Raw genomic sequence first — 22,577 nt, 5'->3', positions numbered from 1 at the left:
CTGGGGTGGAGACGGCGCGTCTCCACCCCAGCAGGGTCGGTCAGTGCCCGCCCTCGCAGCAGACGTGCGGGTCCTCGATCTCGAACGGCTGCAGCACTCCCCCGGCTGCCCGCTCGACGAGCAGCGTGAGCCGCCCGCCGGAGAAGGTCGGCCGCAGGAAGCCGTTCGGGCCGGTCTCGACCACGTCGGCGTCGCCCGGCGTCACGCCGATGCCGCTGACCTGCTCGATCGCGGTGCCGGCGATCAGGTCGGCCACCGAGATCCGGCCGGTGACCCCGCCCGAGCCCGGGAACCGGACCGCCCGGCCGGCGGTGCCGGCACCGGCCTCGTCCAGCGCGGCCCGCGCCGGGGCGGTGCTGTCGTCGTCGGCGTCCTCGCCGGTGTCACCGGTGACCACCGGGCCGCCCAGCGTCCGGGCCAGGGCCGATCTGGTCGCCGCCGGGTCGGCCGGTTCCCCGGTCAGCCGCAGCGAGACCCCGGCCCGGGGCGCCGGGCCGGAGCGGTCCACGTGGGTGCAGACCAGCTCCGCCCCGGCGCCCGAGCCGGCCAGCGCCTCGTCGACCGCGGCCAGCAGGTGGGCGTCGGGGACCTCGTCGGCCGCCGGCGCCACACCCCACCAGAGCGCGGTCAGCGCTGCCGTCATCAGATCGCGTCGACGAACACCGGGTTGGCGTAGAACCAGAGGTCCTCCCACGGGTTCGCGTCCCCGACGACGTCCATCAGCGGGTTGCCGTTGCTGTCGAGCTGGTTGCCGTCGCTGCCGCGCAGACGCACGTAGAACGAGCGCTCCACGTTCGTGAAGGTGTGCTCGAAGGTCCACTGCGCCCGGCCGCGGCCCACCTCGAAGGTCTTGACCACCGAGGTCTCCGGGGCGACGAAGACGTCGCGGTCGGCCGCGGCACCGGTGACGGCACCGCTGATCAGGTCGACCTTGGCCAGCTTCGGCACGTCGCCGTTGGCGTTGGCGCCACCGGCCACCTTGACCGTGATGGTCACCGTGACGTCGCCGCCGCGGCGGACCCAGGTGCGGCCGCCGAGCGTCGCGCCCTGCGCGTCACCGTGGGCAGCCGAGCGGACCCGCACGTCCAGGCCCTCGATGATCCGGCCGTGCACGGCGACGACCTTGCCGGCCTGCAGGCCCTGCATGATGCCGACGTAGGAGCGGGAGTCCGACCCCACCAGGGTGCTGCTGTACTCGCCGGGCCAGAAGTCGCCGTAGGCGGTGATCGGCCGGCCGGTGTCGACCGCGTCGCCCCGCGTCCCGTAGGTGTTGAAGTCCAGCGGCCCCTGGACGCGGGTGTCGCGGAAGACCCGGTGCGAGTCGGAGGTGGCGGTGACCCACCACGGCTTCCCCTCGGCCAGCAGCGAGTCCCAGAGCCCGCCGACGGTCGCGGTCATCCAGTCGAAGCCACCGAAGGTGCGGTAGGACTCCGGCGGGTACGGCACGAACCGGTCGGCCCGGGTGCCGGCGTTGTCGTAGTAGCCGCGGGCGCTGCCCGGGCCACCCTGCGAGGTGGGGATGCCGGCGGCCTGGTGACCGGGGGCGCCCTCCATGCCGACGGCGACCTGCGGGGCCGCGTCACGCCAGTTGCGGATCTCGTGCGGGCTGTCGATGCCCTGGCGGCTGGGGTGGTTGGCGAACATCAGCGCCATCTCGACGCGGCGGTTGCGCACCTGGTTGTCCAGGTACTTCAGCGCCTCGATGGCGTAGGGCTCCATGTCGCCCCGGACGCCGTTGGCCGACAGCACGCTGCCGTCGTAGCCGGCCTCGAAGGCCTTGAGGATGTCGACGGTCGCCGGGCCCGGGGGCAGCATGACCGTGGCGTGCTCGGCGCTGGGGATGTTCCACTCCAGGCCCTGGTAGATCATCGTGCCCGCGTACTGGCGGCGGACCTGCTCGATCTCCGGGGTGATCTTGTCGATCGAGAGCTTCTGGTGGGCGACGCCACCGTGGTCGGTGATGACCATCCAGTCCAGACCGAACTGCCGGCCCTTGATGACCTGGGTCGAGACGTCGTACTGCGCGTCCGGCGAGTACTTGGTGTGGATGTGGTGGTCGCCGGCGTAGTACCGGGTGCGGCCGGTCCACGCGTTGGTGGTCGTCCCGGCCTCGGCCGCGGCGGCGACACCCTGGCCCAGACCGCCCGCGACAGAGGCAGCACCGGCAGCGGCACCGGCGACGGCGGCCGCGGTGGCCAGGAAGCCCCGGCGCGAGACCGACAACGGGTCGTCGGCCTGCGGGTCGGCCCAGGTGCCCTCGACCCCGGTGGTCGCGTGGTGGTGGTGGTCGTGGTCGCCGTGGTGGTGGTGGCCGTGCTCGTGGTCGTGGCTCATTCGAGGCGCTCCCGCATCGTCGGTCCTGCATCTGTCGGCAGCGACTCTCCGTTGGGGTCGCCACGAACGGGTGACGTGAAGACGAGCATCGGGCCAACAACAGTTGCTCGTGCGAACGACTCGCAACAGCGTCGTGCGGTCCCGCGAGCGTCGGCCCGCCGCCCGGACGGGCGACACCGATGGCAGGATCGCGGCGCCGGACCCCGTACCCCGAGGAGAACCGATGACCGCATCGACGCGGACCACGACCACCATCGCCGAGCTGCCCTCGCTCAAGGGCCAGGAGCTGGGCACCAGCGACTGGTTCGAGGTCACCCAGGAGCGGGTGAACACCTTCGCCGACGCGACCGGCGACCACCAGTGGATCCACGTGGACGTCGAGCGGGCGAAGGCCGAGAGCCCCTTCGGCGGCCCGATCGGGCACGGGTACCTCACGCTCTCGCTCGTCGTGCCGATGTACTCCCAGGTGCTCAGCGTCAGCGACGCGAAGATGGGCGTGAACTACGGCCTGAACAAGGTCCGCTTCCCCGCCCCGGTGCCGGCCGGCTCCCGGATCCGGCTGACCGCGACGCTCAACGACGTCACCGAGATCGCCGGCGGGCTGCAGCTGACCATCGGCGCGGTCATCGAGCGGGAGGGCGGCGAGAAGCCGGTCTGCATCGCCGAGCTGGTGTTCCGCACCTACGCCTGAGGAAGGACCCCGTCCCCCTCGCCCCTCGCAGGCTCGGGGCGAGCCTCTGGACGGGGCCGGACGGCGGTGCGCATACCGTGCGGTGCGTGCGCATCGCCGTCTTCACCGGGTCCCACGCCGGGCCACCGTCCCACCAGCAGGCTGCCGCCGACTTCGCCACCGCCCTGGCCCGGGCCGGGGTGGGCATCGTCTACGGCGGGGGGAACGTGGGCCTGATGGGCGTGGTGGCCGACGCGGCGCTGGCCGCCGGCGGTGAGGTCGTCGGGGTGATCCCCCAGCACCTCGTGGACGACGAGGTCGCCCACCCCGGTCTGCCCCGGCTGGAGGTCGTGCAGACGATGCACGAGCGCAAGGCGGTGATGGCCGACCTGTCCGACGCCTTCGTCGCCCTCCCCGGCGCCGCCGGCACCCTCGAGGAGCTGTTCGAGGCCTGGACCTGGGGGATGCTCGGGCTGCACGCCAAGCCGACCGCCCTCCTGGACGTCGACGGGTTCTGGCAGCCGTTGCTGCAGCAGCTGCGCCGGATGGTCGACGACGGGTACCTGGCCGCCAACCGGCTCGAGGCCCTCGGCGTGGTGCACGACGCCGCGGAGCTGCTGGCCTTCGTCGAGGGCTACCGGCACCCGGCACGGAAGTGGACGCCCCCGGCGACCTGAGGTTGACGGCCCCGACCCGTGGGCACCGGTCGGGGCATGCGACTGAAGAGGACCCTCGTGGCGCTGGTGATCGCCGGGAGCACCGCCCTCACCGGCTGCGCCGGCGAGAACACCGATCTGCAGCGGGGCGAGACCGACTGCGACGGCGGCAACAACAACAGCCACGACGAGAGCTGCGACCAGACGGGCACCCCCGACCCGGCCGAGAACACCTGACCGGTGGAGCACGCCGACGTCGTCGTGGTGGGGGGTGGGCCCGCGGGCGCGGCCTGCGCCGCCGCCGTCCGCCGGGCCCACCCGGACGCCGACGTGCTGGTGCTCGACCGCGCCGACTTCCCCCGCGACAAGGTCTGCGGTGACGGCATCGCCCCCGAGGCCCTCGACGTGCTCGCCGGCCTCGGCCTGGACGTCGCCGCGCTGACCCACGGGTACCCCGTCGTCCCGAGGCTGCGGCTGCGCGGCCCCCGCGGCACCACGGTCGAGCGGGCGACCGCCCGGCCCTCGGTCGTCGTCCCGCGCGCGGTGCTCGACGGCCGGCTGCTGGCCCAGGTGCTGGGCACCGGCGTCCGGTTCCGCCGGCACACCGTCCGGTCGGTCACCGTGCACCCGGGGCACGTGGAGGTGGACGGCGCCGTCCGGGCCGGCGTCCTGGTGGGTGCGGACGGCGCGGAGTCGGTGGTCCGCCGGGCGCTGGGCGTGCCGGTCAACCGGCCGGACCGGCTGGCGGTGGCGATCCGCGGGTACGCGCCGGTGCTGCCCGGCGCCGACGGCGTGCAGGTGGTGACCACCACCGACCGGCGCTGGCCGGCCTACGCCTGGTCGTTCCCGCTCGGCGACGGCCGGGCCAACGTGGGCTACGGCGAGCTCGTCGCGGGCGGGGTGACCCGGGCGGACCTGGTCGCCGGCCTGCACCGGCTGCTGCCGGGTGTGCAGCCCGAGGGGCTGCGGGCGCACCGGCTGCCGCTGTCGACCGGCCGGCCGGCGCTCCCCGGCGGCCGGGTGCTGCTGGCCGGGGACGCGCAGTCGCTGATCAACCCGCTCACCGGCGAGGGGATCTTCTACGCCGTGCTGTCCGGCGCGCTGGCCGGTGCCGCGGCCGGCGCCGGGGCGCGGGCCGGGCAGGTGCACCGGCAGCTGCTGCGCCGCCGGCTCGGCGGGCACCTGCGCGGTTCGTCGCTGGCCTCCCAGCTGAGCCGGGCACCGGTGCTGATGGACGCCGCGGTGCGCGCGGCGCGGGACGACCAGCGGGTGTTCGACGACGTCGTCGCCCTGGGGCTGGCCGACGGGCGGCTCACCGCCCGCACCCTGGCCGCCACCGTGCGCCGGCTCAGTTGACGGCGACCTCGACCCGGCCGCGACCGGCGCGCTTGGCCGCGTAGAGCGCCGCGTCGGCGGCGGCGTACAGCTCCTCCAGCCCGGTGGCGTGCGACGGGGCGTGCGCCACGCCCAGGCTCACCGAGACCGCCAGCAGGGTGCCGTCGGCCAGCAGCAGCGGCGCGGCCCGGACGGCGTCGAGCACCTCCGAGGCGCGGCGGAGGGCCACGTCAGCGGGGCAGTCGGGCAGCAGGACGGCCAGCTCGTCACCGCCCATCCGGCTCAGCACGGCGTCCCCGGCGCGGACGACGGTGCGCAGCACGTCGGCGACGTGCACCAGGGCGTCGTCCCCGACCGGGTGCCCGTACCGGTCGTTGATGGTCTTGAACGAGTCGACGTCGACCAGCACCAGCGAGGTGCCCCGCGGGGTGAGCGGCGCACCCAGCGCGGAGCCGAGGGCCTCGTCGAGCACCCGGCGGTTGACCAGGCCGGTGAGGGAGTCGACGGTGGCCTGCTGCTGGAGCAACGCGACCAGCCGGTCGGTGGTCTCGGCGGCCCGGACCAGCATCATCGCCATCACCACGAGCACGGCGCCGAAGAAGCTGAGGTCGCTGACCGCGTGGCCGATCGGCTGCAGGTGGAAGAGCACCACCGCGTCGCCGGCGATCGCCGCCGTGGCGACCAGGGCGACCGCGCCCCGCCGCAGGTTGACCCCGGCCCACAGCACCGGGAACGCCAGGAAGGCCTGCCCACCGGCCGAGGGGTCCTCGGTGATCCAGTTCATCCCGCAGCACAGCCCGGCACCGATCAGCGCGATGAGCACGTACCCGCCCCGGGCGTCGATCCGCTCGGGAGGAACGGACCGGTAGACCGCCGCCAGCGCGACGAGGACTGCGGCGGTCACCCAGGAGGCGACCATCCCCGCCCGGGTGACCGAGTTCGGGCCGAACAGCGAGAACACCAGCATGACCGCGGCGCAGACCAGCAGCACCAGGACCGCGGTCCGGGCGGCTCCCCGGGGGTCGCGGGCCCGCATGGCCGCTGGTGTCTGCACCCCCTGATGATCGGCGCGGACCGAGATCGACTGTGCACGACCGACCTCGGTCCCCCTCGGGCGGGTGAGGTGGCTCAGTGGCCGCTCAGCAGGTCGGCGACGACCTCGGTGACCACCCGCGCCGCCCCGTGGCCGGCGACCGCCGGCCCGCCGACCAGCTCCAGGTCGGCCGGCACGCCCAGCGCCACCAGCACGGCGTCGGGGCGCCGGGCGGTCAGCTCGCGCAGCCAGTCGCGCTGCCACGGGCTGCGGTGGGCGTCCCGGACGGCGACCACGAGCGGCGTCCCGGCCGCCTGGGCGACCACCTCGGCGACGGAGGAACCGCCCTCGGTCACCGTGCACAGCCCGGCGAGCAGGCCGTGCCGGTCCAGCGGCTCGGCCAGGCTCCACTTCGCGTCGCCCACGGCGAGGTTCGTGCCGGCCCGCAGCTCCGCCACGGTGGCCGGCCCGGGCAGCGGGGTGACGCCCCGGACGGTGAGCGCGGCGCGGGCCGTGGTCCGGCCCAGCGTGAGGTCGGGCGCCGGCGGCACCGCTCCGGCGTGCGCGGCCAGCCGGTCCCGCAGCGCGGTCACCCGGCCGGCGGCCTCCCGCAGCCGCGCCTCGCTCAGCACCCCGTCGCGGACGGCGTCCCCGACCGCCCGGCGGACCGCCGCGCAGTGCTCCGCGCCGTCCTCGGCGCCGAGCAGCAGCAGGTCGGCCCCGGCGCGCAGCGCCAGGACGGCGGCGCCGGCGATCCCGTGCCCGGCCCGCACCCCGGCCATGTCCAGCGCGTCGGTGACCACCACCCCGGTGAACCCCAGCTCGCCACGCAGCAGGTCGGTCAGCAGCCGCCGGCTCAGCGTGGCCGGCTGGTCGTCGAGGGCCGGGACGACCACGTGCGCGGTCATCACCAGCTCCACGCCGGCCTGCACGGCGGCGGCGAAGGGCGGCAGCTCCCGGGCGCGGGCGGTGGCCTCGTCGGCGTCGATCACCGGCAGCCCGAGGTGGGAGTCGACGCTGGTGGCCCCGTGGCCGGGGAAGTGCTTGGCCGCGGCCGCCACCCCGGTCGACTGCAGCCCACGGACGAACGCGGCGCCGTGCCGCGCGACGGCGTCCGGGTCGGCACCGAAGGCGCGCACGCCGATCACCGGGTTGCGGACGTCGCTGTTGACGTCCACCGACGGGGCCAGGTCGACGTCCACCCCCACCGCGCGCAACTGCGCCCCGATGGCGGCGGCCACCGCCGCCGTCACGGCCGGGTCGTCGACCACCCCGAGGGCGGCGTTGCCCGGCCAGCTGCTGCCCACCGCGTACTCCAGGCGGGTGACGTCCCCGCCCTCCTCGTCCAGCGCGACGAGCGCGTCGGGCCGCGCCGCCCGCACCGCGCCGGCGATGGACCGGACCCGGTCGGTCGCCGGCGTGCCGTCGGTGGGCAGGTTCTGGCCGTACAGGCAGACACCGGCCAGGCCGTCGGCCAGCGCCTCCTCCACCCAGCCGGGCACGGCCGGGCCGGCGAAGCCGGGCATGAGACAGGCGTTGACCAGCTGGTCCAGCTCGGACACGGGCTCTCCTCTCGGTCGTCCCGTCCGGTGGGGCGGGTGGGTGGCGGGCACGGTGGGGCGGGCGGGAGGCGCGCACGGTGGGGCGGCTGGGTGACGAGCACGGCTCGGGCGGGGTGGGTGGTCAGGCGGGCACGGCCCGGGCGGGGTGGGTGGTCAGGCGGGCGCGGCCCGGCGCAGCCGGGGGGCGGCGCGGACGGCCAGCGCCGCCCCGATCGGGGCGACCGGCAGCCCGGCGGGCACCAGCTGCACCCGGTCGGCGATCTCCAGGCTGCGCAGGAACGACGAGCCCGCCGCCTGGGCGTGCAGCTGGTGGGTGACCGCAGCCAGCAGCGGCGCGCCGACCTCGGCCACTCCCCCGCCGAGCACCACGTGCTCGACGTCGCAGGTGAGCACCAGCAGCCGCACCGCCGAGGCGACCGCGGTGGCGAAGGCGTCCCGCACCTCGACCGCCGCGGCGTCGCCTGCCGCGGCGGCCTCGAACAGCTCGACGGCGGCCGGCCGCCCACCGCGGCCGGGCCAGGCGGCCCCCAGCGCGGAGCCGGAGGCGTACAGCTCCAGGCAGCCCCGCTGCCCGCAGGGGCACGTCGGCCCGGCCGGGTCGTACGGCACGTGGCCGATCTCCCCGGCGCCGCCCCGGTGCCCCCGGCGCAGGCCGCCGCCGAGCAGCAGCCCGGCGGCCACCCCGGTGCCCAGGGCAAGGAAGGCGAGGTCGCCGTCCAGGCCGAGCACCCGGGCGGCGCCGACCGCGGCGACGTTCAGGTCGTTCTCCACGGTGACCGGGACTCCGTGCAGCTCGGCGGCGAGCAGCGGGGCCAGCTGTACCGACTCGTCGAAGATGCCGAGGTTCACCGCGTGCGAGACCTCCCCGGTGAGCGGGTCGACGACCCCGGGCACCCCGGCGCCGACCCCGGCCAGGTCCCCCGGGCTGATCGCGGCCCCCGCGCACAGCTGCCGCACCACCTCGGCCGCCGTGGCGACCACGCCCGCGGTGCCCCGGCGGGTCGAGCCGCGGACGGTCGCCCGCACGGCGGCCTGCTCGTCCAGCAGGACGCCGAGCACCTTGGTGCCGCCGATGTCCAGCCCGACCGAGCACCGCCCGGCCGTCGGCAGGAGCACGCTCACCCCTTCACCGCCCCGGCGACCAGGCCCGAGCTCATCCGCCGCTGCACGAACAGGAAGAAGACGACCACCGGCACCGTGATCACCGCGGCCCCGGCCATCACCAGGCCCCAGTCGGTGGCCCGGTTGGCCTCCACCAACCCCTGCAGCCACAGCGGCAGGGTCCGCTGCGCCGGGTCGGTCATCACGACCAGGGCGAGGGTGTACTCGTTCCACGCCTGCAGGAACCCGTACACGCCCGAGGCGACCAGCCCGGGAGCCAGCAGCGGGAAGGTGATCCGGAAGAACGCGCCGGTGCGGGACAGGCCGTCCATCATCGCGGCCTCCTCCAGCTCGATGGGGACGCCGGTGACGAAGCCGCGCAGCATCCAGATCGTGAACGGCAGGACGGCGGCGACGTAGACGATCGACAGGCCGATCACCGAGTTGACCAGGTGCCAGCTGTCCAGCATCCGGTACTGGGAGATGAACAGCCCCTCGGCCGGGATCATCTGCACCACCAGCACGGTGACGATGAACGACTTCCGGCCGCGGAAGCGGAACCGGCTGATCGCCAGCGCCGCGACGAAGGCGAAGAGGATCGCCGCGGCCAGGGTGAGCCCGGTGACGGCCAGGGAGACGGTCAGCGAGTCGAGGAACGTCGGGTCGGTGAGCACCCGGCGGAAGTTCGACAGCGTCCCGCCGAACGGGAGGAACGTCGGGTCGGGGGCCTGCAGCCGGTTCGTCGGCAAGAAGGCGCTGTTGATCATCCAGTAGACCGGGAAGACCCAGACCAGGGCCAGGACGACGGCCAGCGCGCCGAGCAGCCGGCGCCGGGCCGAGCCCCGCCGGGGGCTGCGCCGCTGCGCGGCCGGGTGGGTCACGGCGGTGCTCACGCCTCCTCCTCGCGCAGCATCCGGCGGATGTAGGTGGCGGTGAGGGCGAGGGTGATCGCCAGCATGATCGTGGCCATGGCGCCGGCCATCGAGAACTCCTTGGCCAGTGAGTAGATGTAGGTGCCCAGCAGGTGGGTCTCCCGGGTGGGCGCACCCGCCCGCTGCAGGACGTGGATCTGGGTGAAGACCCGCAGGTCCCAGATGACCTGCAGCAGCGCCACCACGAAGAGCACCGGCTTGATCATCGGGATGGCCAGCTGCCAGAGCCGCTGCCAGCTGCTGGCGCCGTCCAGCTGGGCGGCCTCCATGCACTCGTCGGGCACCTGGAGCAGTCCGGCGTAGACGGTGAAGACGACGAACGGCACGCTCATCCAGACCACGATCACGGTGGCCACGCCGTAGAAGGACAGCGGCTCGATCAGCCAGGAGTGGCCGCGCTGGCCCTCCATCCCCAGCGGCCCTGCGAGCAGCCAGTTGACGACGCCGTACTGGGAGTCGAACAGCCACTGCCAGACCGTCATCGTGGCCAGCACCGGGGTGCCCCAGGCCAGCAGCATGCCGACCTGGAGGGTGATCCGGGCGGCCCGGCCGACCTTGGTCATCAGCACGGCGACGCCGATCCCGACCGCCATCGTCAGCGCGGCGTTGACCAGGCAGAAGGCGATCGACCGGGCGATGACGCCCCACACGTAGGGGTCGGACAGCAGGGTGACGTAGTTGTCCAGCCCGACCCACTCGGCCGGCCGGCCGAACTGCTGGGCGAGGCCGTACTCCTGGAACGACCGGACGAACTGGCGGGCCAGCGGCCAGCCGAGGCCGACGCCCAGCGGGACGAGTGCGGGGACGAGCAGCAGGTAGGGCCACAGCCGGGTGCGCAGCGGCCGGCGACGCGGGCGGACCGGGTCGGGTGCGGGGGCGGACGGCGGCGGCGCGGACCGGGGAGGGACGGCGACGGCGGACGGGAGGGGTGGCGCGGACATGGCGGGGCTCCTGGGTCCGGGCAGGCCCGGGCCGGGGGCGCGGTCGCGACCCGTCAGGGACACGACGGGCCGTGGCGCGGCTGCGCCCCCGGCGACGGGACCAGGTGCGTCAGTTGAGCGTGTCGGTGATCAGCTGGTCCGCCTCCGCCGCCGCGTCGGCCGGGTCGGCCCCGCCGGCGATCTGCTGGAAGAAGTCCTCCAGGATGCGGGCCCCCTCGACGTCGGCCCACTTCTCCGCGGCGGGGGTCAGCTTCGCGTCCAGCGCCGCGGTCAGCGTGGCCTGGGCGTAGACGTCGTCCCCGAGCACGTCGGCGAACTCGCTGTTGCCCGGGATCAGCCCGTTCTCGGCGAGCATCGTCTGGTACTCGTCGCTGAAGATGATCCGCAGCAGGTCACGGGCCAGTTCCTGGTTGCCCGACTTCGCCGGGACGGCGATGTTCGAGCCGCCGGCGAACACCGGCGCGGGCTCCCCCTCGCTCATGCCGGGCAGGGCGAAGACGCCGGTCTTCTCCTCGTTGCAGGCCGCCTGCTCGGCCAGCAGCGCCTTCGCCGCCTCGGACTCGTCGGCGGGGTCGACGCCCTTGTTGCACTCGGGCAGGTCGATGCTCCAGCGGGCCCAGGTGGGGGCGGAGAACATCGCCGCCTGACCGTTGTTGAACGCGACCCACGGCTCGTCGGAGTCCGCGTCCCGGGGTGCGCTGGTGGCGGTGGTGAACAGCTCCTGCACCTCGGCCAGCCCCTTCTGGGACTCCGGGCTGGACAGCGCGCCGACCCACTGGTCGCCCTCCTGGACGGCGAGCTCGCCGCCGTGGGCGTTGACCCAGGCGACGCCGTTGTACCAGTCCTGCCCGGGGAGCCAGAAGCCCGACCAGCCCGGCTGCCCGCTGGGGTTGGCCGCGTGCAGCGTCTTCGCGACCTCGTTGAACTCCGCCAGCGTGGTGGGCACCTCGACCCCGGCCGCCGCGAAGGCCTCCTTGTCGTAGAACACCGCCCGGGCGCCGGAGTAGTACGGCACCGCGTACAGGGTGTCGTCGACGGTGCCCGCATCGACGAAGCCCTGCAGCAGGTCGTCCCCGCCCAGCTCCTCGTACATGTCGCTGATGTCGGAGAACGCCCCGGCGTGGGTGAACGTCGGGCTCTGGGTGTTGCCGATCTCGACCAGGTCCGGCGTCTGCTCCTCCGACGCCAGCGCGGTCTGCAGCCGGGGCACCAGGCCGTTCCAGTCCTGTTCCTCGATGACCAGGCTCGAGCCCGGGTTGTCGGCCTCGAAGGTCTCCACGAGGTAGTCGCGGAGCTCCTGCGGCGTGTCGGAGCCGGCCAACCAGAGCCGGAGCTCACCGCTGCCGCTGCCGCTGTCGGCCTCGGCGCTGTCGCCGCCGCCGCAGGCGGTGAGCGCGAGCAGGCCGACGGCCAGGGTGGCCAGGCCGGTCGTGCGTACCCTCGTCATGTTGGGGTTCCTTCCCGATGCGCGGACGGCGCCGGACAGCGCCGCTCCAGGGGTCGTGCTCTCCCGACGTGCATGAGGTCGGCTCGGGGGCTCGTGCGGGTGCGCCAACACCCGGATCACGTGACCCCGAGCTGACCGGACAGCACGAGCACGGCGGCCCCGGACAGGGCCCCGTGCTCGCCGAGCGAGGTCGTCCGCAGCTGGACGTGGCTGCTGACGACCGGGATGGTGCGCTCGCGCAGGGTGGCCAGGGCCGCCTCGCGCAGAGGTCCGTCCAAGAGCTCCACGGGTCCGCAGAGCACCACCTCGGACAGGTTCAGGGCGCTCACCACGGGGGCGAGCACGATGCCGAGCCGCCGGCCGACCGAGGCGAGGGCGGCGTCGGCGGCGGCCGGCGACAGCCCGGCGACCCGGCGGCGCATGGCCGGCACCGACAGCACGGTCTCCAGGCAGCCCAGGCGCCCGCAGGCACAGGGCTGCGGGCGGCCCAGCGGCGCGTGGTCGTGGTCGTCGCGCTCGTCGACGGCGGTGACGTGGCCCAGCTCGCCGGCGGCGTGCTCGTGCCCCTGCACCAGTGCGCCGTCGAGCACGATGCCCGCGCCCACGCCACCGCCGACGGTGAGCACCAGCAGCCCGCTGCCCGACGCCCCGCCGAAGGTGTACTCGCCCAGGGCGGCGGTGTTGGCGTCGTTGGCCACGTGCACCGGCAGCTCCAGGGCCGCCTGCAGCCGGGCCGCCAGCGGGAGGTCGTACCAGCCGCGGTTGGGGGCCTGCAGCACCCGGCCGGCCGGGTCGATGACCCCGGGCGCGCCGACGCCCACGCCCAGCACCGGGCAGGTCGCGGCCGCGACGAGCTCCGAGCACAGCTCGGTCAGCGCCTGGACGGCGGCCTCGCCGGTGCGGCCACCGACCGGGGCCTCGCGCCGGGACAGCACCCCGCCGGCGAGGTCGAGGACGGCGCCGTGCATCCGCTCGTCGTCGGCGAGGTCGACCGCCACCACCTGGAAGGCGTCGGTGCGCAGGCCGACCAGGGTGCCGGGCTTGCCGACCTTGCCCTCGACCCGCTGGCCGAGCTCGGTGAGCAGCCCCTCGGCCAGCAGCGTGGCGACCAGGTCGGAGATGGTGACCCGGGTGAGCCCGGTGACGCGGGCCAGCTCGGCGCGCGAGCGGGGGCCGGCGTGGAACAGCAGCTGCAGCACCATCGCCCGGTTGTGCGCCCGGGCGTGCTCGGGCAGCACCTTGGACGTCGAGCGCAGCACGCGGCGCTGCTGCTGCGGGGTGTCCGAGACGGCCGTCACATTTGTTAGGCAACCGTCCTTACAAACCAGTTGTCAAGGGGGTGGCGCGCGCGTGAGCAGAACGCAACGTGCCGGTGACGAGTCGGCGGGGACAGCGCCGTCGCACGCCGTGACGGCCCCCACCGTTCCCGTGAGGGCCGCCACCTGGGAGGATGCGGAGGGCGTGGGATTCGAACCCACGAAGAGGGGTTACCTCTTAGCGGTTTTCAAGCTTGCTTCAGGGGCTCTTCAGACCAACGACGATCAATCGTTTTCGCAGGTCAAGGCCGAACTCGCTAAGGCCATTGGTTACCGACAACACCCGCTGCGTGCCCGTACTACGGGCACGCAGCGGGCACGAAGGTTCGGCGGCAGCAGCCGTACCGCCGCCGATTTCCGGCGTCGTTGGGCCGGCAGGGGTCGGGCAGCCTCACGGCGGGACCGGGAGCAGTTGCTCGACCGTTGACGCCCAACCGGCTCGGCCTCGGTGCGATACACCCGGCAGGACGGGCCGACCGGCGCCTCCGTTTCGGCGGACAGGTTCCGCCGGTTCACCATCACCGCCGCGGAGCCTGGGACCGGCCTCGACCTGTTCCGGGGATAGCACCTGGCGGTGCTCCACGTGTCCGTCATGCCGGCCAGCCAGCGCCAGAACTACGCCTTGCAAAATCGACCGAGGGGTGATTCGGCACGGTGGGCTGCGACTGAAGACCCGTTCTGACCAGGGCCTTCGCCTTGGTCGTCGACGGACGGTGTTGGCCGTTTCCGCCGTTTTGCGGACCATCTGCGGACTGTGTGCGGATTGCGGGGCGAGCCGCCGCCCGCGTCGACGCCGCTCCGGGAGGCGGCACCCGCCCCCATCCCCGCGGGAGTGTCTCCGACTGCGCCCGGCCGCCGGAAGGGCGCTTGCGCGTCCCTCCGGGATGGGCCTGCGGCCCACCCTTCCCCCGGCGGGCACAGCCGGAGGCGAGCGGGTTATGGGAAGCGGACGCAGTGTTGGTCAGAACCCGAGAGCGACAGCCACGTGTCAGCAATAGCACGAGGCCGGGTATCCGCTGGCGTCTCGGACGTTTCCGCGGATTGAACCTGCTGGCGTCCGCGGGAGTCAGTGGACGCGCAGATCAAACAGCCGCGCGACTGTCTGGAGGCTCGGCATCTCGGGTGTGATCGGTATGAACTCCACGGGCAGCAGGGGAACGCGGTCGAACACGGCCCAGCATTCCCACTGGCTGTTCAGCCGGGATGCGTAGCGGATCCCGGCGTAGCGGGGTTCGTCGGTCACGGGGTCGGTGGCGTTGTAGCTCCACGAGGAGATGAGTCGTGTGACGCGCCGGTCGCCGCTCCTGACGACCGAGGTGTCCAGGTCATGCACGCCCAGCGAGCCGAGACCGAGCGCGAGCTCGTAGCGCAGAAACTGGAGTGTGTCGACCGCGTCCAGGTCGAGGAAAGGCAACGGCCCCCGCGCCTCGACGACGCGTACGGCGGTTCGGTGAAAACGCCAGTCGGCCGGGATCGCCCCAACCTCCATGAAGCCGTTATCCCGCCAGTCCGCCTGCAGTAGGGCGCGCAGATGTGGCGCAGGGCGAAACCGAGCGAGGGTCTCGCCGAAGCAGCCCTCCAGTGTGGAGGCGAAGTAGAGGACGTTGAAGGTGCCGTCCTGGGAGTCGAACCGGTTATCACCGACCGTGCCATCTGCTGGTCGGCGAGGGAGGTGCGGGGTATCGCCCCGCCCGACGCGCCAAATGCCATCGGGCGGGGCGAACACTGACCCCGGCTCAGCCACCTGCGATGAACGCCCGGGCAGCGGTGAGCGCCTCCTTGAAACGCCCCTCCCGGATGGCATCCGCTGGTGGTTCGTCATTGAGCTGCGGGTTGAGGCCCACGAACCAGGCGCGCACCACGTGCACGCTCTCGTCACCCTGCAGCAGGTGGACGATCATCTGAGCGTGCCGGAGTCGGTCTTCAGCGTCCTGCCGGGGCTTGTTCTGCCCGGTGGCCCATGTTCCCACCGTCCTCGGGTCTTTGATCTTGGCGATGTACGCAGTCAGGCGCTGACCCAGAACGTCCTGCAGAAACCGCGCTGTGTCGGCGATGTTGAACGAGACCGACTGCTCATGCGCACGAGCGATCTTCTCCTTGTTCGTGACGGGCACAGGTCCCTCCTCCGGGGGTGACAGCTCCACCATAGGGCGATCTACGGCAATCCGCACCAGGTTCTACAGCGGAATCACCCCAGTTTTCCCCCCTGGTTTCCCCAACTGTGGATCGCGCTCGTTCCCCACAGACCGCCTGGCGAAACAGGATCTCTACCAGCTGCAAACGTGCGCCGGAGGCTCTCGCGGTTCGGGGTCCCGTCGGCAGAGCCACCGGCGTCCAGGTCACAGCCGCGGGTCGACGGGCTCGGACTCCAGGGCCAGGACGGCGAAGACGCACTCATGCACGCGCCACAGCGGCTCGCCGCGTGCGAGCCGCTCCAGGCCCTCCAGTCCGAGCGCGTACTCGCGGAGGGCGAGTCCGCGCTTGCGGCCGAGGGACCGTTCCCGCAGCCGTTCGAGGTGCTGCGGCTCGGTGTAGTCCGGGCCGTAGATCAGCCGCAGATACTCGCGTCCGCGGACCTTCAGGCCGGGCTGCACCAGACCGCGTCGCCCACGGGTCAGGTTGGCCGCGGGCTTGACGACCATGCCCTCGCCGCCGGCCGCGGTCATCTCCTCCCACCACGCGGTCGCCGCGGCCTCGCTCGTCGGGTCGGTCACATCGACGATGAGTGAGCGGGTGCCGCGGATCAGGTCAGGGTCTGCCTCGGCCAGGCGGTCGGCGTTGGCCAGGTGCCAGGCGTGCGGCCGGTCGGAGTATGTCGCGCCGGCGGAGGCGAGCAGCTGGAAGGGCGCGAAGGCGACGCCGCTCAGCCCGTCGGTGGGCCAGCAGTAGCGCCGGTACACCTGTGTGAACGCCTCGGCATCTGCGACGCGCCGCCGCTGACGGTCGAGGACTTCCCCAAGCTCGAGACCCCGCGCGGCCGCCTGTTCCAGCGCTGCCACGGCGGCGGGGAGGGCCGTCCGCGCGGCAGCACCGACCGCGGCGTACTGGCTGCGGATCAGATCACCGGCCTTGACCGACCACGGCAGGAGCTCGGCGTCGAGCAGCAGCCAGTCGGTGTCGAGCTCCTCGAACAGCCCGGCCTTCTCCGCCGCGGTACCGAGGCGGCCCAGGAACGCGGCGGTGAGCTCGGCGCCGAAGAAGGAGCGGCCGGTGCGGGTGTGCAGCACGCCGCTGCCATCTCGGCGGACCAGCGCGACCGCGCGGGAGCCCATGTGCTTCTCCTGGCAGACGACCTCGGCCACCCCCTCGCCGCGGAAGTAGGCGAACGCCTCGGCCGGGTGCTCCAGCAGCCCTGGCCGGCTGGAGGTGGCGGACGGGCTCATCGTCGGCGGCAGGTACAGCAGCTGCTCCGGCGCCACCGCGAAGCGGCTCATCACCTCGATCGCCGCCGCGGCGTTCTCCTCGCGCACGGTCACCCGGCCGGAGAGCCGGGTCTCGACGACCCGCTTGCCGAGCACGTCGGCGACGTCGAGGACGTCGTCCCGGCGCCGCGGCTCGGACAGCGGAGCGGCCTCCCCCTCGGGCAGGAACGGGCGGGCCGGCTCGTAGTAGGTCTGCGTGGCCGCGACGCTGACCAGCTCCCGCTCGGGGTAGCGCAGCGCGGTGAGCCGGCCACCGAAGACACAGCCGGTGTCAAGGCACAGGGTGTTGTTGATCCACTCCGGCGTGGGGACCGGGGTGTGCCCGTAGAGCACCATCGCGCGGCCGCGGTACTCGGTCGCCCACGGGTAGCGCACCGGCAGACCGAACTCGTCGGTCTCCCCGGTCGTCTCGCCGTAGAGGGCGAAGTCCCGCACCCGGGCGCTGGCGCGGCCCTGCAGCGACTCCTTGAGCCCGGCGTGCGCGACGACCAGCGCTCCGCCGTCGAGCACGTAGTGGCTGACCAGGCTGTAGCAGAAGTCCTCGACCTGGCGGCGGAAGTCGTCGTCCTCTGTCTCGAGCTGGGCCAGCGTGCGCTCCAGACCGTGGGTGATCTGCACGTTGCGCCCGCGCAGGGCGCGCACCAGCTTGTTCTCGTGGTTGCCCGGCACGCACAGGGCGTGTCCGGCGGCGACCATGCCCATGACCAGTCGCAGCACGCCGGGTGAGTCCGGCCCGCGGTCGACGAGGTCGCCGACGAAGACCGCCCGGCGACCGGCCGGGTGCTCGGCGTCCACCGGGCGGCCGTGCTCGTCGCGGCGCAGCTCGTAGCCGAGCTCGCCGAGCAGCTCCTCGAGCTCGGCGCGGCAGCCGTGCACGTCGCCGATGACGTCGAACGGGCCGGTGTCCTCGCGGCGGTCGTTGTAGGCCTTCTCGTAGGTGATGACCGCGCGGTCGATCTCCTCGGTGCCGTCCAGCACGTGCACCTTGCGGAAGCCCTCGCGACCCAGCCCGCGCAGCCCGCGCCGCAGGTCCGACCGCTGCCGCCGGATCACTCCGGGGGCGATGTCGCGGTCCGGCCGGGCGGCGTTGCGGGCCAGGCACTCGCTCTCCGGCACGTCGAGGACGATCGCCACCGGCAGCACGTCGTGCTCGCGCGCCAGCGCCACGAGGGAGGCGCGGTCCTCGCGCTTGACGTTGGTGGCGTCGATCACCGTCAGCCGGCCGGCGCGCAGCCGGACTCCGGCGATGTGGTGCAGCAGGGCGAACGCCTCCGGCGTCGCCGACTGGTCGTTCTCGTCGTCGGCCACCAGGCCCCGGCAGAAGTCGCTGGAGAGCACCTGGGTGCCGCGGAAGTGCCGCCGGGCGAAGGTGCTCTTACCGGAGCCGCTCACGCCGATCAGCACGACCAGAGCGAGCTCGGGAACGACGACGGCGCGCGGCTCGCCGGCCGGGCGCTCCTCGGTCGGCGTGGTCATGCCGCCACCTCCGTCGCCGCATCACGGGTGAACACGGCCATCTGCGTGGGCGTGCCGACGTCCGGGTCGTCGTCACCGACGCCGAGCAGCCGCCCCGTGTACCCGTACCGGTCGCCGACCGCGGCGGCCCAGTCGGCGAACTGTGCACGGGTCCACTCGAACCGGTGGTCCCGGTGCCGGAACGTGCCTGCCGGCAGACCCTCGAAACGGACGTTGTACTCGGAGTTCGGCGTGGTGACGACGACTGTGGTGGGGGCAGCGGCACGGAAGACGGCGTGCTCGAGCGCCGGCAGGCGGTCGAGGTCGAGGTGCTCGATGACCTCCATCAGCACCGCTGCGTCGTATCCCCGGAGTCGGGCGTCGGTGTAGGTCAGTCCGCTCTGCAGCAGCTTGATCCGCGCTCGCTGCCGCTCCGGGAGCCGGTCGAACCGCAGGCGCCGGGCGGCCACCTCCAGCGCCCGGGCGCTGACGTCGACGCCGAGGATCTCGGTGAACGCCGTCTCGGCCAGGAGCGCGGGCAGCAGCGCACCGGCTCCGCAGCCAAGGTCGATGACCCGCTGCGCGCCGGCCGAGCGCAGCGCGGCCAACACCGCCCCGTGACGCTGCAGCGCCAGGGGCACCGGTCGGTCGGCCGAGTCCTCCCCGCCGTCTGCGGTCTGTGGGCCGCCGGCCGCGGCGAGCGGCGGCGCGATCGCGTCGTCCAGCGATTCGGGATCGGCGTCGTCGACCTCGGCGAGCCGCTCGATGGCCCGGCGGCTCAGGGCGGTCCGGTGGCCCAGGTACCGGCGGGTGATCAGGTCACGTGCCGGGTGGGTGGCCAGCCAGCCGCTGCCGGCGCGCAGCAGCTTCTCGATCTCGTCGGTCCCGATCCAGTAGTGCTTCGCATCGTCGAGCACCGGCAGGGCGACGTAGAGGTGGTTGAGTGCGTCCGCGAGCCGGAGCTCCCCCGTCAGCCGCAGGTCGACGTACCGGGACTCACCCCAGTCCGGCAGGGTCTCGTCCAGCGGCACCGCCGTCGCGTCGACCCTCCAGCCCAGCGGCGCGAAGAACCGGTGCGCCATCTCGGCGCCACCGCGGCACGACAACGCGGGAATGTGCACCTCCAGGGGCAGAGCTACGTCGACCAGCTCTGGTCGCTCCTTGCTCACCCCACGGCGAGCGCTGGAGAAGGCCTTGCCGAGCGCGACGGCCAGCAGGCTCGACGCCGCGTACGGCCGGTCGTTGACGTACTGAGCAAGCGCGCCGTCATCCCCGCCGGCCCGAGCCGTGCGCACCAGGCCGATCGGGTCGACCTCCAGCAGCAGCGCCGCGGTGCACCGGTGCTCGTCCGCCTCCGGATAGAACACATGCGCCGTGCCGGTCGAGACCTCGACCTGCTGGGCCCGCGCAGGGTTCTTGTGCAGCAGGAAGCCGAGATCGGTCGCCGGCACGTGCGTGGTGGACAGGGTGACGAGCACGCCGAAGTGTCACCGACCGAAGCCGCAGAGTCGAACACGTTTCCCGGCGGGCCGTCGAGGCGAGACGCGAGTTTCTCCGGCGCTTGGAGCAGCCAAGGTCAGACGGGGGAAGCGGCCGACTGGAGCAACCAGTGCCTTCCCACCGACCAGCCCAGCAGGCGGCGTCCGGTGCCACCGTTGGCCACGCCGGTAGACGAGAAGTGACCGCCGGCGTGCACGTGGGCCAGCCCGTCCACAACGGGCTTCAGCTGGCGAGCTGTGCCGCTGGCCGTAGCGTCGAGGAGACGGTTCACGCTCGCTGCTTGCGACTCGTGGTCGCAGTAGCTGAGCAGGTAGATCGCCTGTCGCCAGGCGTAGGAGACGTTCTTCACGGCCTGGAGTGCCGCGTGGTGCTGGCTCGGCAGGTGAGCATGAGTCTGGAGCACCCAGGCGAGGACCCGCTCGGCTAGGTCCGGCGCTCGCTCGCGGAGTGCGGGCTCCAGGTCGAGGCCGACGATCAGAACGGCCAGGTTGTGGGTGGTGAGGATCTGGCTCTGCTCCAGCACGGCGCCGTTGGCCGCCACACTCCATGAGTGCCCGCTCCGGCCAGCCTCGGCCGCGCGACTCCTGCACAGCGCGGTGAAGTCGGTCGCCGTCTCCTTGCCCCATCGCCGCTGCAGTCTCCGCGCCCAGCCGTTCGGCTCCGGCGCGGAGGACCAGAAGTCAGGGCTGGGCAGGTCGTAGTAGCGGGCGTACAGCGAGCCCTGCAGGCCCTCGCTGGCCACTCGCGCGGCGGTCCGCCACTTCGTCGTGAAGGTCCCCATGAAGATGTCCGCGGCCACGTCCTCGACCAGCGCCAGGCGCACGTCCGCCGCGGTGGAGAGTGCGCCGAACTCGCGCACCAGCGGGTTCGGGAGGATTCGCTCCGGAAACGAGTCGAGGGCCAGCAGGACAGCTCGGTGCAGCGCCTGCCGGGTAGCCTGGGTCGAGCGGCCCCGGGCGCGGAAGCCGGACAGTCCCGCGATCCACGGCAGTTCCTCGAACCGCATCTGGTGCTCGAGGTTGAGGAGCAGCAGGCTGCGTCGGCGCCGGAACGCCGTGTAGGTGCGGGCGTACAGCCCGGCGATCACCGGGTCGTCGATGCTCGCGGAGACGTACTGCGCGGTGACCTGTGGCAGCACCCTGGCGAGGACCTCACCGGATCCGATCACCCCCCGCTCGATCAACTCCTCCACGGGTGCCTCGAGGGCACGGCTCACTGTCCGGACGACGGAGGCCGGCACGGCCACGCCGTCACCGATCGCCGGCGCCTCCGCGTCCGTGACGTCCCCGACGACCGGATCGAGGGCCGGGAGCCCGCCGTCGGCGGGGAAGCGGTCGAGCCGGCCGGCGACGACGTGCGCCAGGGCGGCGTGCGTCGGTCGGCCCGCAATGACGGCCTGCACGGCCCGCAGGGCGGCACGAGCCTCGCTACCCGGGGCGCCGTGCCGGGTGACCGTGTTCGCCAGCGCCCGCCGTACCCAGCCCACGTCACGGCCGGACAGACGGGCGCCGTCATCACCGGCCGACTCCAGCGTGCGCCGGAGCCGGGCGAAGTTGCTCTTTGGGTGCTGGTGCCGGGTGGACGCGGTCGCCTGGTCCACGGTGGCCGCGTAGCGGGTCAGCCACTCGGCGCGCCGCTCCGCCCAGCCGTCCGGGAAGCGGCGGGCCGGCCAGCCGCCCTCGACGCTGACGGCACCGTCGCCGGTGACGAGGTGCGGTAGCTCGCCGTCGACCGTCTCCGCCCACAGGGCGACGAGGTCGTCGTAGAGCGGGTGCCACAGCGTGAGCGTCTCCCGCATGGCGATCAGCTGCGCCGGAGGTGTGGCTGCCCGCAGGGTGGCGGCGACCGCACCGACCGGCTCCAGGTGGACCGAAGTCCCCGTCGGCACCGGACGGTCGGTCAGCGGGGGAGTGAACCGCAGCCGGTGAAGGTACGGCCGCAGGGCTGCGACGAGGTCGAGCGCCGCCTCGGCGTGACCTCGGTCGACGAGCAGAGCGACGACGGCCAGCGCCGCGTGCTCGGGCAGCCCGATCCGGTAACGCTCACCGGTCAGCGCCGCCAGCAGCTCGGCCTGCCCGGCGTCGCCGAGGTACCAGAGGTTGAGCCGCTCGCGCGGCGTCGAACCGGGGCCCGGGGGCAGTTCGGCCAACCGGGCGCGTTCCTCTTCGTCCGGCGGCTGCTCGGCCAGGTACCGCCCGGTCGTGAAACCACCGGTGACCACCTCGAGAGTCACCCAGGCCGGCGTGTCCGCCACCGGCGTGCGGGAGCCGACCGTCAGCTCGCCGCTCGCCATGCCGTCGAGCACCGCCCGCCAGCGGTCGACCTTCGCCGCGGCGCGCGACCGCGTCTCGGCGTCCCCGGACGTGGCAGCCGTGTGGAGCGCGTCCCCCAGCCGCCCCAGCGCGTAGTACGGCGAAGCTTCGGCCCGGGGCTCCTCGTGCATGGGGTTCCTCAACTTCGCGAGATGGACCTGAAGGCGAGGATCGAACTCGCGCCCTCCCGGATACAGCCGGGTGATCTACCACTGATCTACTTCAGGACGGGACGTCAGACATGGAGGCAGGACTCGAACCTGCGCCCTCCCGGTCCGAAGCCGGGCGATCTACCGCTGATCTACTCCATGCAGTGCGACGCGCACGGTAGGCGGAGGGCCAGCCGGCGTCACGCATGTGCTGCGAGACACGCCGCCCATTCGCGGCTGGCCCTCAGCAGTCGCCAGTGTGCGCGATCGATGCCCTTGCTGGCGACCGACTTCCTCAGCGCGACCTTCTTCTGCCCCGCCGACGCTTGACCCGTCCCGCATCGACGCCGACCCCTCCCCTGCAGCGGCCAGCCTCCGCGCTCGCTCAACTTCTTCCGCGACTCAACCATTC

The 22,577-nt window shown here is 73.4% G+C and carries 18 protein-coding genes and 2 tRNA genes; 4 read left to right on the top strand and 16 right to left on the bottom strand.

Going from position 1 to position 22,577, the window contains the following annotated elements; all coding sequences use genetic code 11:
* Positions 1-40: 40 nt before the first annotated feature.
* Together ACJTNH_RS01785 and ACJTNH_RS01780 are read right to left on the bottom strand one after the other, a co-directional pair.
* Complete coding sequence (locus tag ACJTNH_RS01785) at positions 41-643, bottom strand: hypothetical protein (protein WP_458172534.1); 603 nt, start codon at positions 641-643, stop codon at positions 41-43.
* Positions 643-2,334, bottom strand: coding sequence for a hypothetical protein (locus ACJTNH_RS01780; RefSeq protein ID WP_458172532.1), 1,692 nt, complete (start codon positions 2,332-2,334; stop codon positions 643-645). The genes ACJTNH_RS01785 and ACJTNH_RS01780 overlap by 1 nt, the downstream gene beginning before the upstream one ends.
* 223 nt (positions 2,335-2,557) lie before the next feature.
* Between ACJTNH_RS01780 and ACJTNH_RS01775 the strand changes: the two genes are divergently transcribed.
* The 4 genes from ACJTNH_RS01775 to ACJTNH_RS01760 all read left to right on the top strand — a co-directional run bounded on the left by ACJTNH_RS01775 (position 2,558) and on the right by ACJTNH_RS01760 (position 5,016).
* A complete protein-coding gene (locus tag ACJTNH_RS01775) occupies positions 2,558-3,025 on the top strand; it encodes a MaoC family dehydratase (RefSeq protein ID WP_458172531.1) in 468 nt (155 codons plus the stop codon).
* An 86-nt stretch (positions 3,026-3,111) separates the two neighbouring features.
* Complete coding sequence (locus ACJTNH_RS01770; protein WP_458172529.1) at positions 3,112-3,681, top strand: LOG family protein; 570 nt, start codon at positions 3,112-3,114, stop codon at positions 3,679-3,681.
* A 36-nt stretch (positions 3,682-3,717) separates the two neighbouring features.
* Entirely contained in the window at positions 3,718-3,897 is a 180-nt protein-coding gene (locus ACJTNH_RS01765; RefSeq protein WP_458172528.1) for a hypothetical protein, read from the top strand.
* A 3-nt stretch (positions 3,898-3,900) separates the two neighbouring features.
* Positions 3,901-5,016: an NAD(P)/FAD-dependent oxidoreductase gene (locus tag ACJTNH_RS01760; protein ID WP_458172527.1), complete on the top strand. Its 1,116-nt coding sequence runs from the start codon at positions 3,901-3,903 to the stop codon at positions 5,014-5,016.
* Here ACJTNH_RS01760 and ACJTNH_RS01755 read toward each other — a convergent pair.
* The 14 genes from ACJTNH_RS01755 to ACJTNH_RS01690 all read right to left on the bottom strand — a co-directional run bounded on the left by ACJTNH_RS01755 (position 5,009) and on the right by ACJTNH_RS01690 (position 22,327).
* Positions 5,009-6,049, bottom strand: a complete 1,041-nt coding sequence (locus ACJTNH_RS01755) for a GGDEF domain-containing protein (RefSeq protein WP_458172526.1) — start codon at positions 6,047-6,049, stop codon at positions 5,009-5,011. The genes ACJTNH_RS01760 and ACJTNH_RS01755 overlap by 8 nt on opposite strands.
* A gap of 74 nt (positions 6,050-6,123) precedes the next feature.
* Positions 6,124-7,590, bottom strand: a complete 1,467-nt coding sequence (locus tag ACJTNH_RS01750; RefSeq protein ID WP_458172525.1) for a glycoside hydrolase family 3 protein — start codon at positions 7,588-7,590, stop codon at positions 6,124-6,126.
* A 153-nt stretch (positions 7,591-7,743) separates the two neighbouring features.
* On the bottom strand, positions 7,744-8,712 hold the full coding sequence (locus tag ACJTNH_RS01745) for an ROK family protein (RefSeq protein ID WP_458172524.1): 969 nt from the start codon (positions 8,710-8,712) through the stop codon (positions 7,744-7,746).
* Positions 8,709-9,584 (bottom strand): carbohydrate ABC transporter permease, encoded by an 876-nt coding sequence (locus tag ACJTNH_RS01740; RefSeq protein WP_458172522.1) that lies wholly within the window; start codon positions 9,582-9,584, stop codon positions 8,709-8,711. The genes ACJTNH_RS01745 and ACJTNH_RS01740 overlap by 4 nt, the downstream gene beginning before the upstream one ends.
* The gene (locus ACJTNH_RS01735; protein ID WP_458172520.1) at positions 9,581-10,564 is read right to left on the bottom strand and encodes a carbohydrate ABC transporter permease; all 984 of its coding nucleotides are present in this window, start codon (positions 10,562-10,564) and stop codon (positions 9,581-9,583) included. The genes ACJTNH_RS01740 and ACJTNH_RS01735 overlap by 4 nt, the downstream gene beginning before the upstream one ends.
* A 109-nt stretch (positions 10,565-10,673) precedes the next feature.
* Entirely contained in the window at positions 10,674-12,011 is a 1,338-nt protein-coding gene (locus tag ACJTNH_RS01730; RefSeq protein ID WP_458172519.1) for an extracellular solute-binding protein, read from the bottom strand.
* Positions 12,012-12,127: 116 nt separating this feature from the next.
* Complete coding sequence (locus tag ACJTNH_RS01725; RefSeq protein WP_458172518.1) at positions 12,128-13,309, bottom strand: ROK family protein; 1,182 nt, start codon at positions 13,307-13,309, stop codon at positions 12,128-12,130.
* A gap of 1,084 nt (positions 13,310-14,393) precedes the next feature.
* Complete coding sequence (locus ACJTNH_RS01720; protein ID WP_458172517.1) at positions 14,394-15,053, bottom strand: RES family NAD+ phosphorylase; 660 nt, start codon at positions 15,051-15,053, stop codon at positions 14,394-14,396.
* A gap of 10 nt (positions 15,054-15,063) precedes the next feature.
* Positions 15,064-15,441 (bottom strand): XRE family transcriptional regulator, encoded by a 378-nt coding sequence (locus ACJTNH_RS01715; RefSeq protein WP_458172516.1) that lies wholly within the window; start codon positions 15,439-15,441, stop codon positions 15,064-15,066.
* Between the two features lie 225 nt (positions 15,442-15,666).
* A complete protein-coding gene (locus ACJTNH_RS01710; RefSeq protein WP_458172515.1) occupies positions 15,667-18,225 on the bottom strand; it encodes a polynucleotide kinase-phosphatase in 2,559 nt (852 codons plus the stop codon).
* Positions 18,222-19,682 carry a 3' terminal RNA ribose 2'-O-methyltransferase Hen1 gene (locus tag ACJTNH_RS01705; RefSeq protein WP_458172514.1) on the bottom strand — a complete coding sequence of 487 codons (1,461 nt, stop codon included), beginning with the start codon at positions 19,680-19,682 and terminating at the stop codon, positions 18,222-18,224. The genes ACJTNH_RS01710 and ACJTNH_RS01705 overlap by 4 nt, the downstream gene beginning before the upstream one ends.
* Before the next feature lie 98 nt (positions 19,683-19,780).
* The gene (locus ACJTNH_RS01700; RefSeq protein ID WP_458172513.1) at positions 19,781-22,147 is read right to left on the bottom strand and encodes a hypothetical protein; all 2,367 of its coding nucleotides are present in this window, start codon (positions 22,145-22,147) and stop codon (positions 19,781-19,783) included.
* Positions 22,148-22,169: 22 nt separating this feature from the next.
* Positions 22,170-22,243: transfer RNA gene (locus tag ACJTNH_RS01695), tRNA-OTHER, on the bottom strand.
* A 12-nt stretch (positions 22,244-22,255) separates the two neighbouring features.
* Positions 22,256-22,327: transfer RNA gene (locus ACJTNH_RS01690), tRNA-Arg, on the bottom strand.
* Positions 22,328-22,577: the final 250 nt, after the last annotated feature.

The sequence above is a fragment of the Modestobacter lacusdianchii genome (assembly GCF_054177765.1).
This window is presented reverse-complemented; position numbering and strand designations above follow the sequence as displayed.

Bases quoted from the DNA above. Each gene is read 5' to 3' on its own strand.
- ACJTNH_RS01785 (WP_458172534.1), bottom strand. From the start codon at position 643: ATGACGGCAGCGCTGACCGCGCTCTGGTGGGGTGTGGCGCCGGCGGCC.
- ACJTNH_RS01780 (WP_458172532.1), bottom strand. From the start codon at position 2,334: ATGAGCCACGACCACGAGCACGGCCACCACCACCACGGCGACCACGAC.
- ACJTNH_RS01775 (WP_458172531.1), top strand. From the start codon at position 2,558: ATGACCGCATCGACGCGGACCACGACCACCATCGCCGAGCTGCCCTCG.
- ACJTNH_RS01765 (WP_458172528.1), top strand. From the start codon at position 3,718: ATGCGACTGAAGAGGACCCTCGTGGCGCTGGTGATCGCCGGGAGCACC.
- ACJTNH_RS01735 (WP_458172520.1), bottom strand. From the start codon at position 10,564: ATGTCCGCGCCACCCCTCCCGTCCGCCGTCGCCGTCCCTCCCCGGTCC.
- ACJTNH_RS01730 (WP_458172519.1), bottom strand. From the start codon at position 12,011: ATGACGAGGGTACGCACGACCGGCCTGGCCACCCTGGCCGTCGGCCTG.
- ACJTNH_RS01710 (WP_458172515.1), bottom strand. From the start codon at position 18,225: ATGACCACGCCGACCGAGGAGCGCCCGGCCGGCGAGCCGCGCGCCGTC.
- ACJTNH_RS01700 (WP_458172513.1), bottom strand. From the start codon at position 22,147: ATGCACGAGGAGCCCCGGGCCGAAGCTTCGCCGTACTACGCGCTGGGG.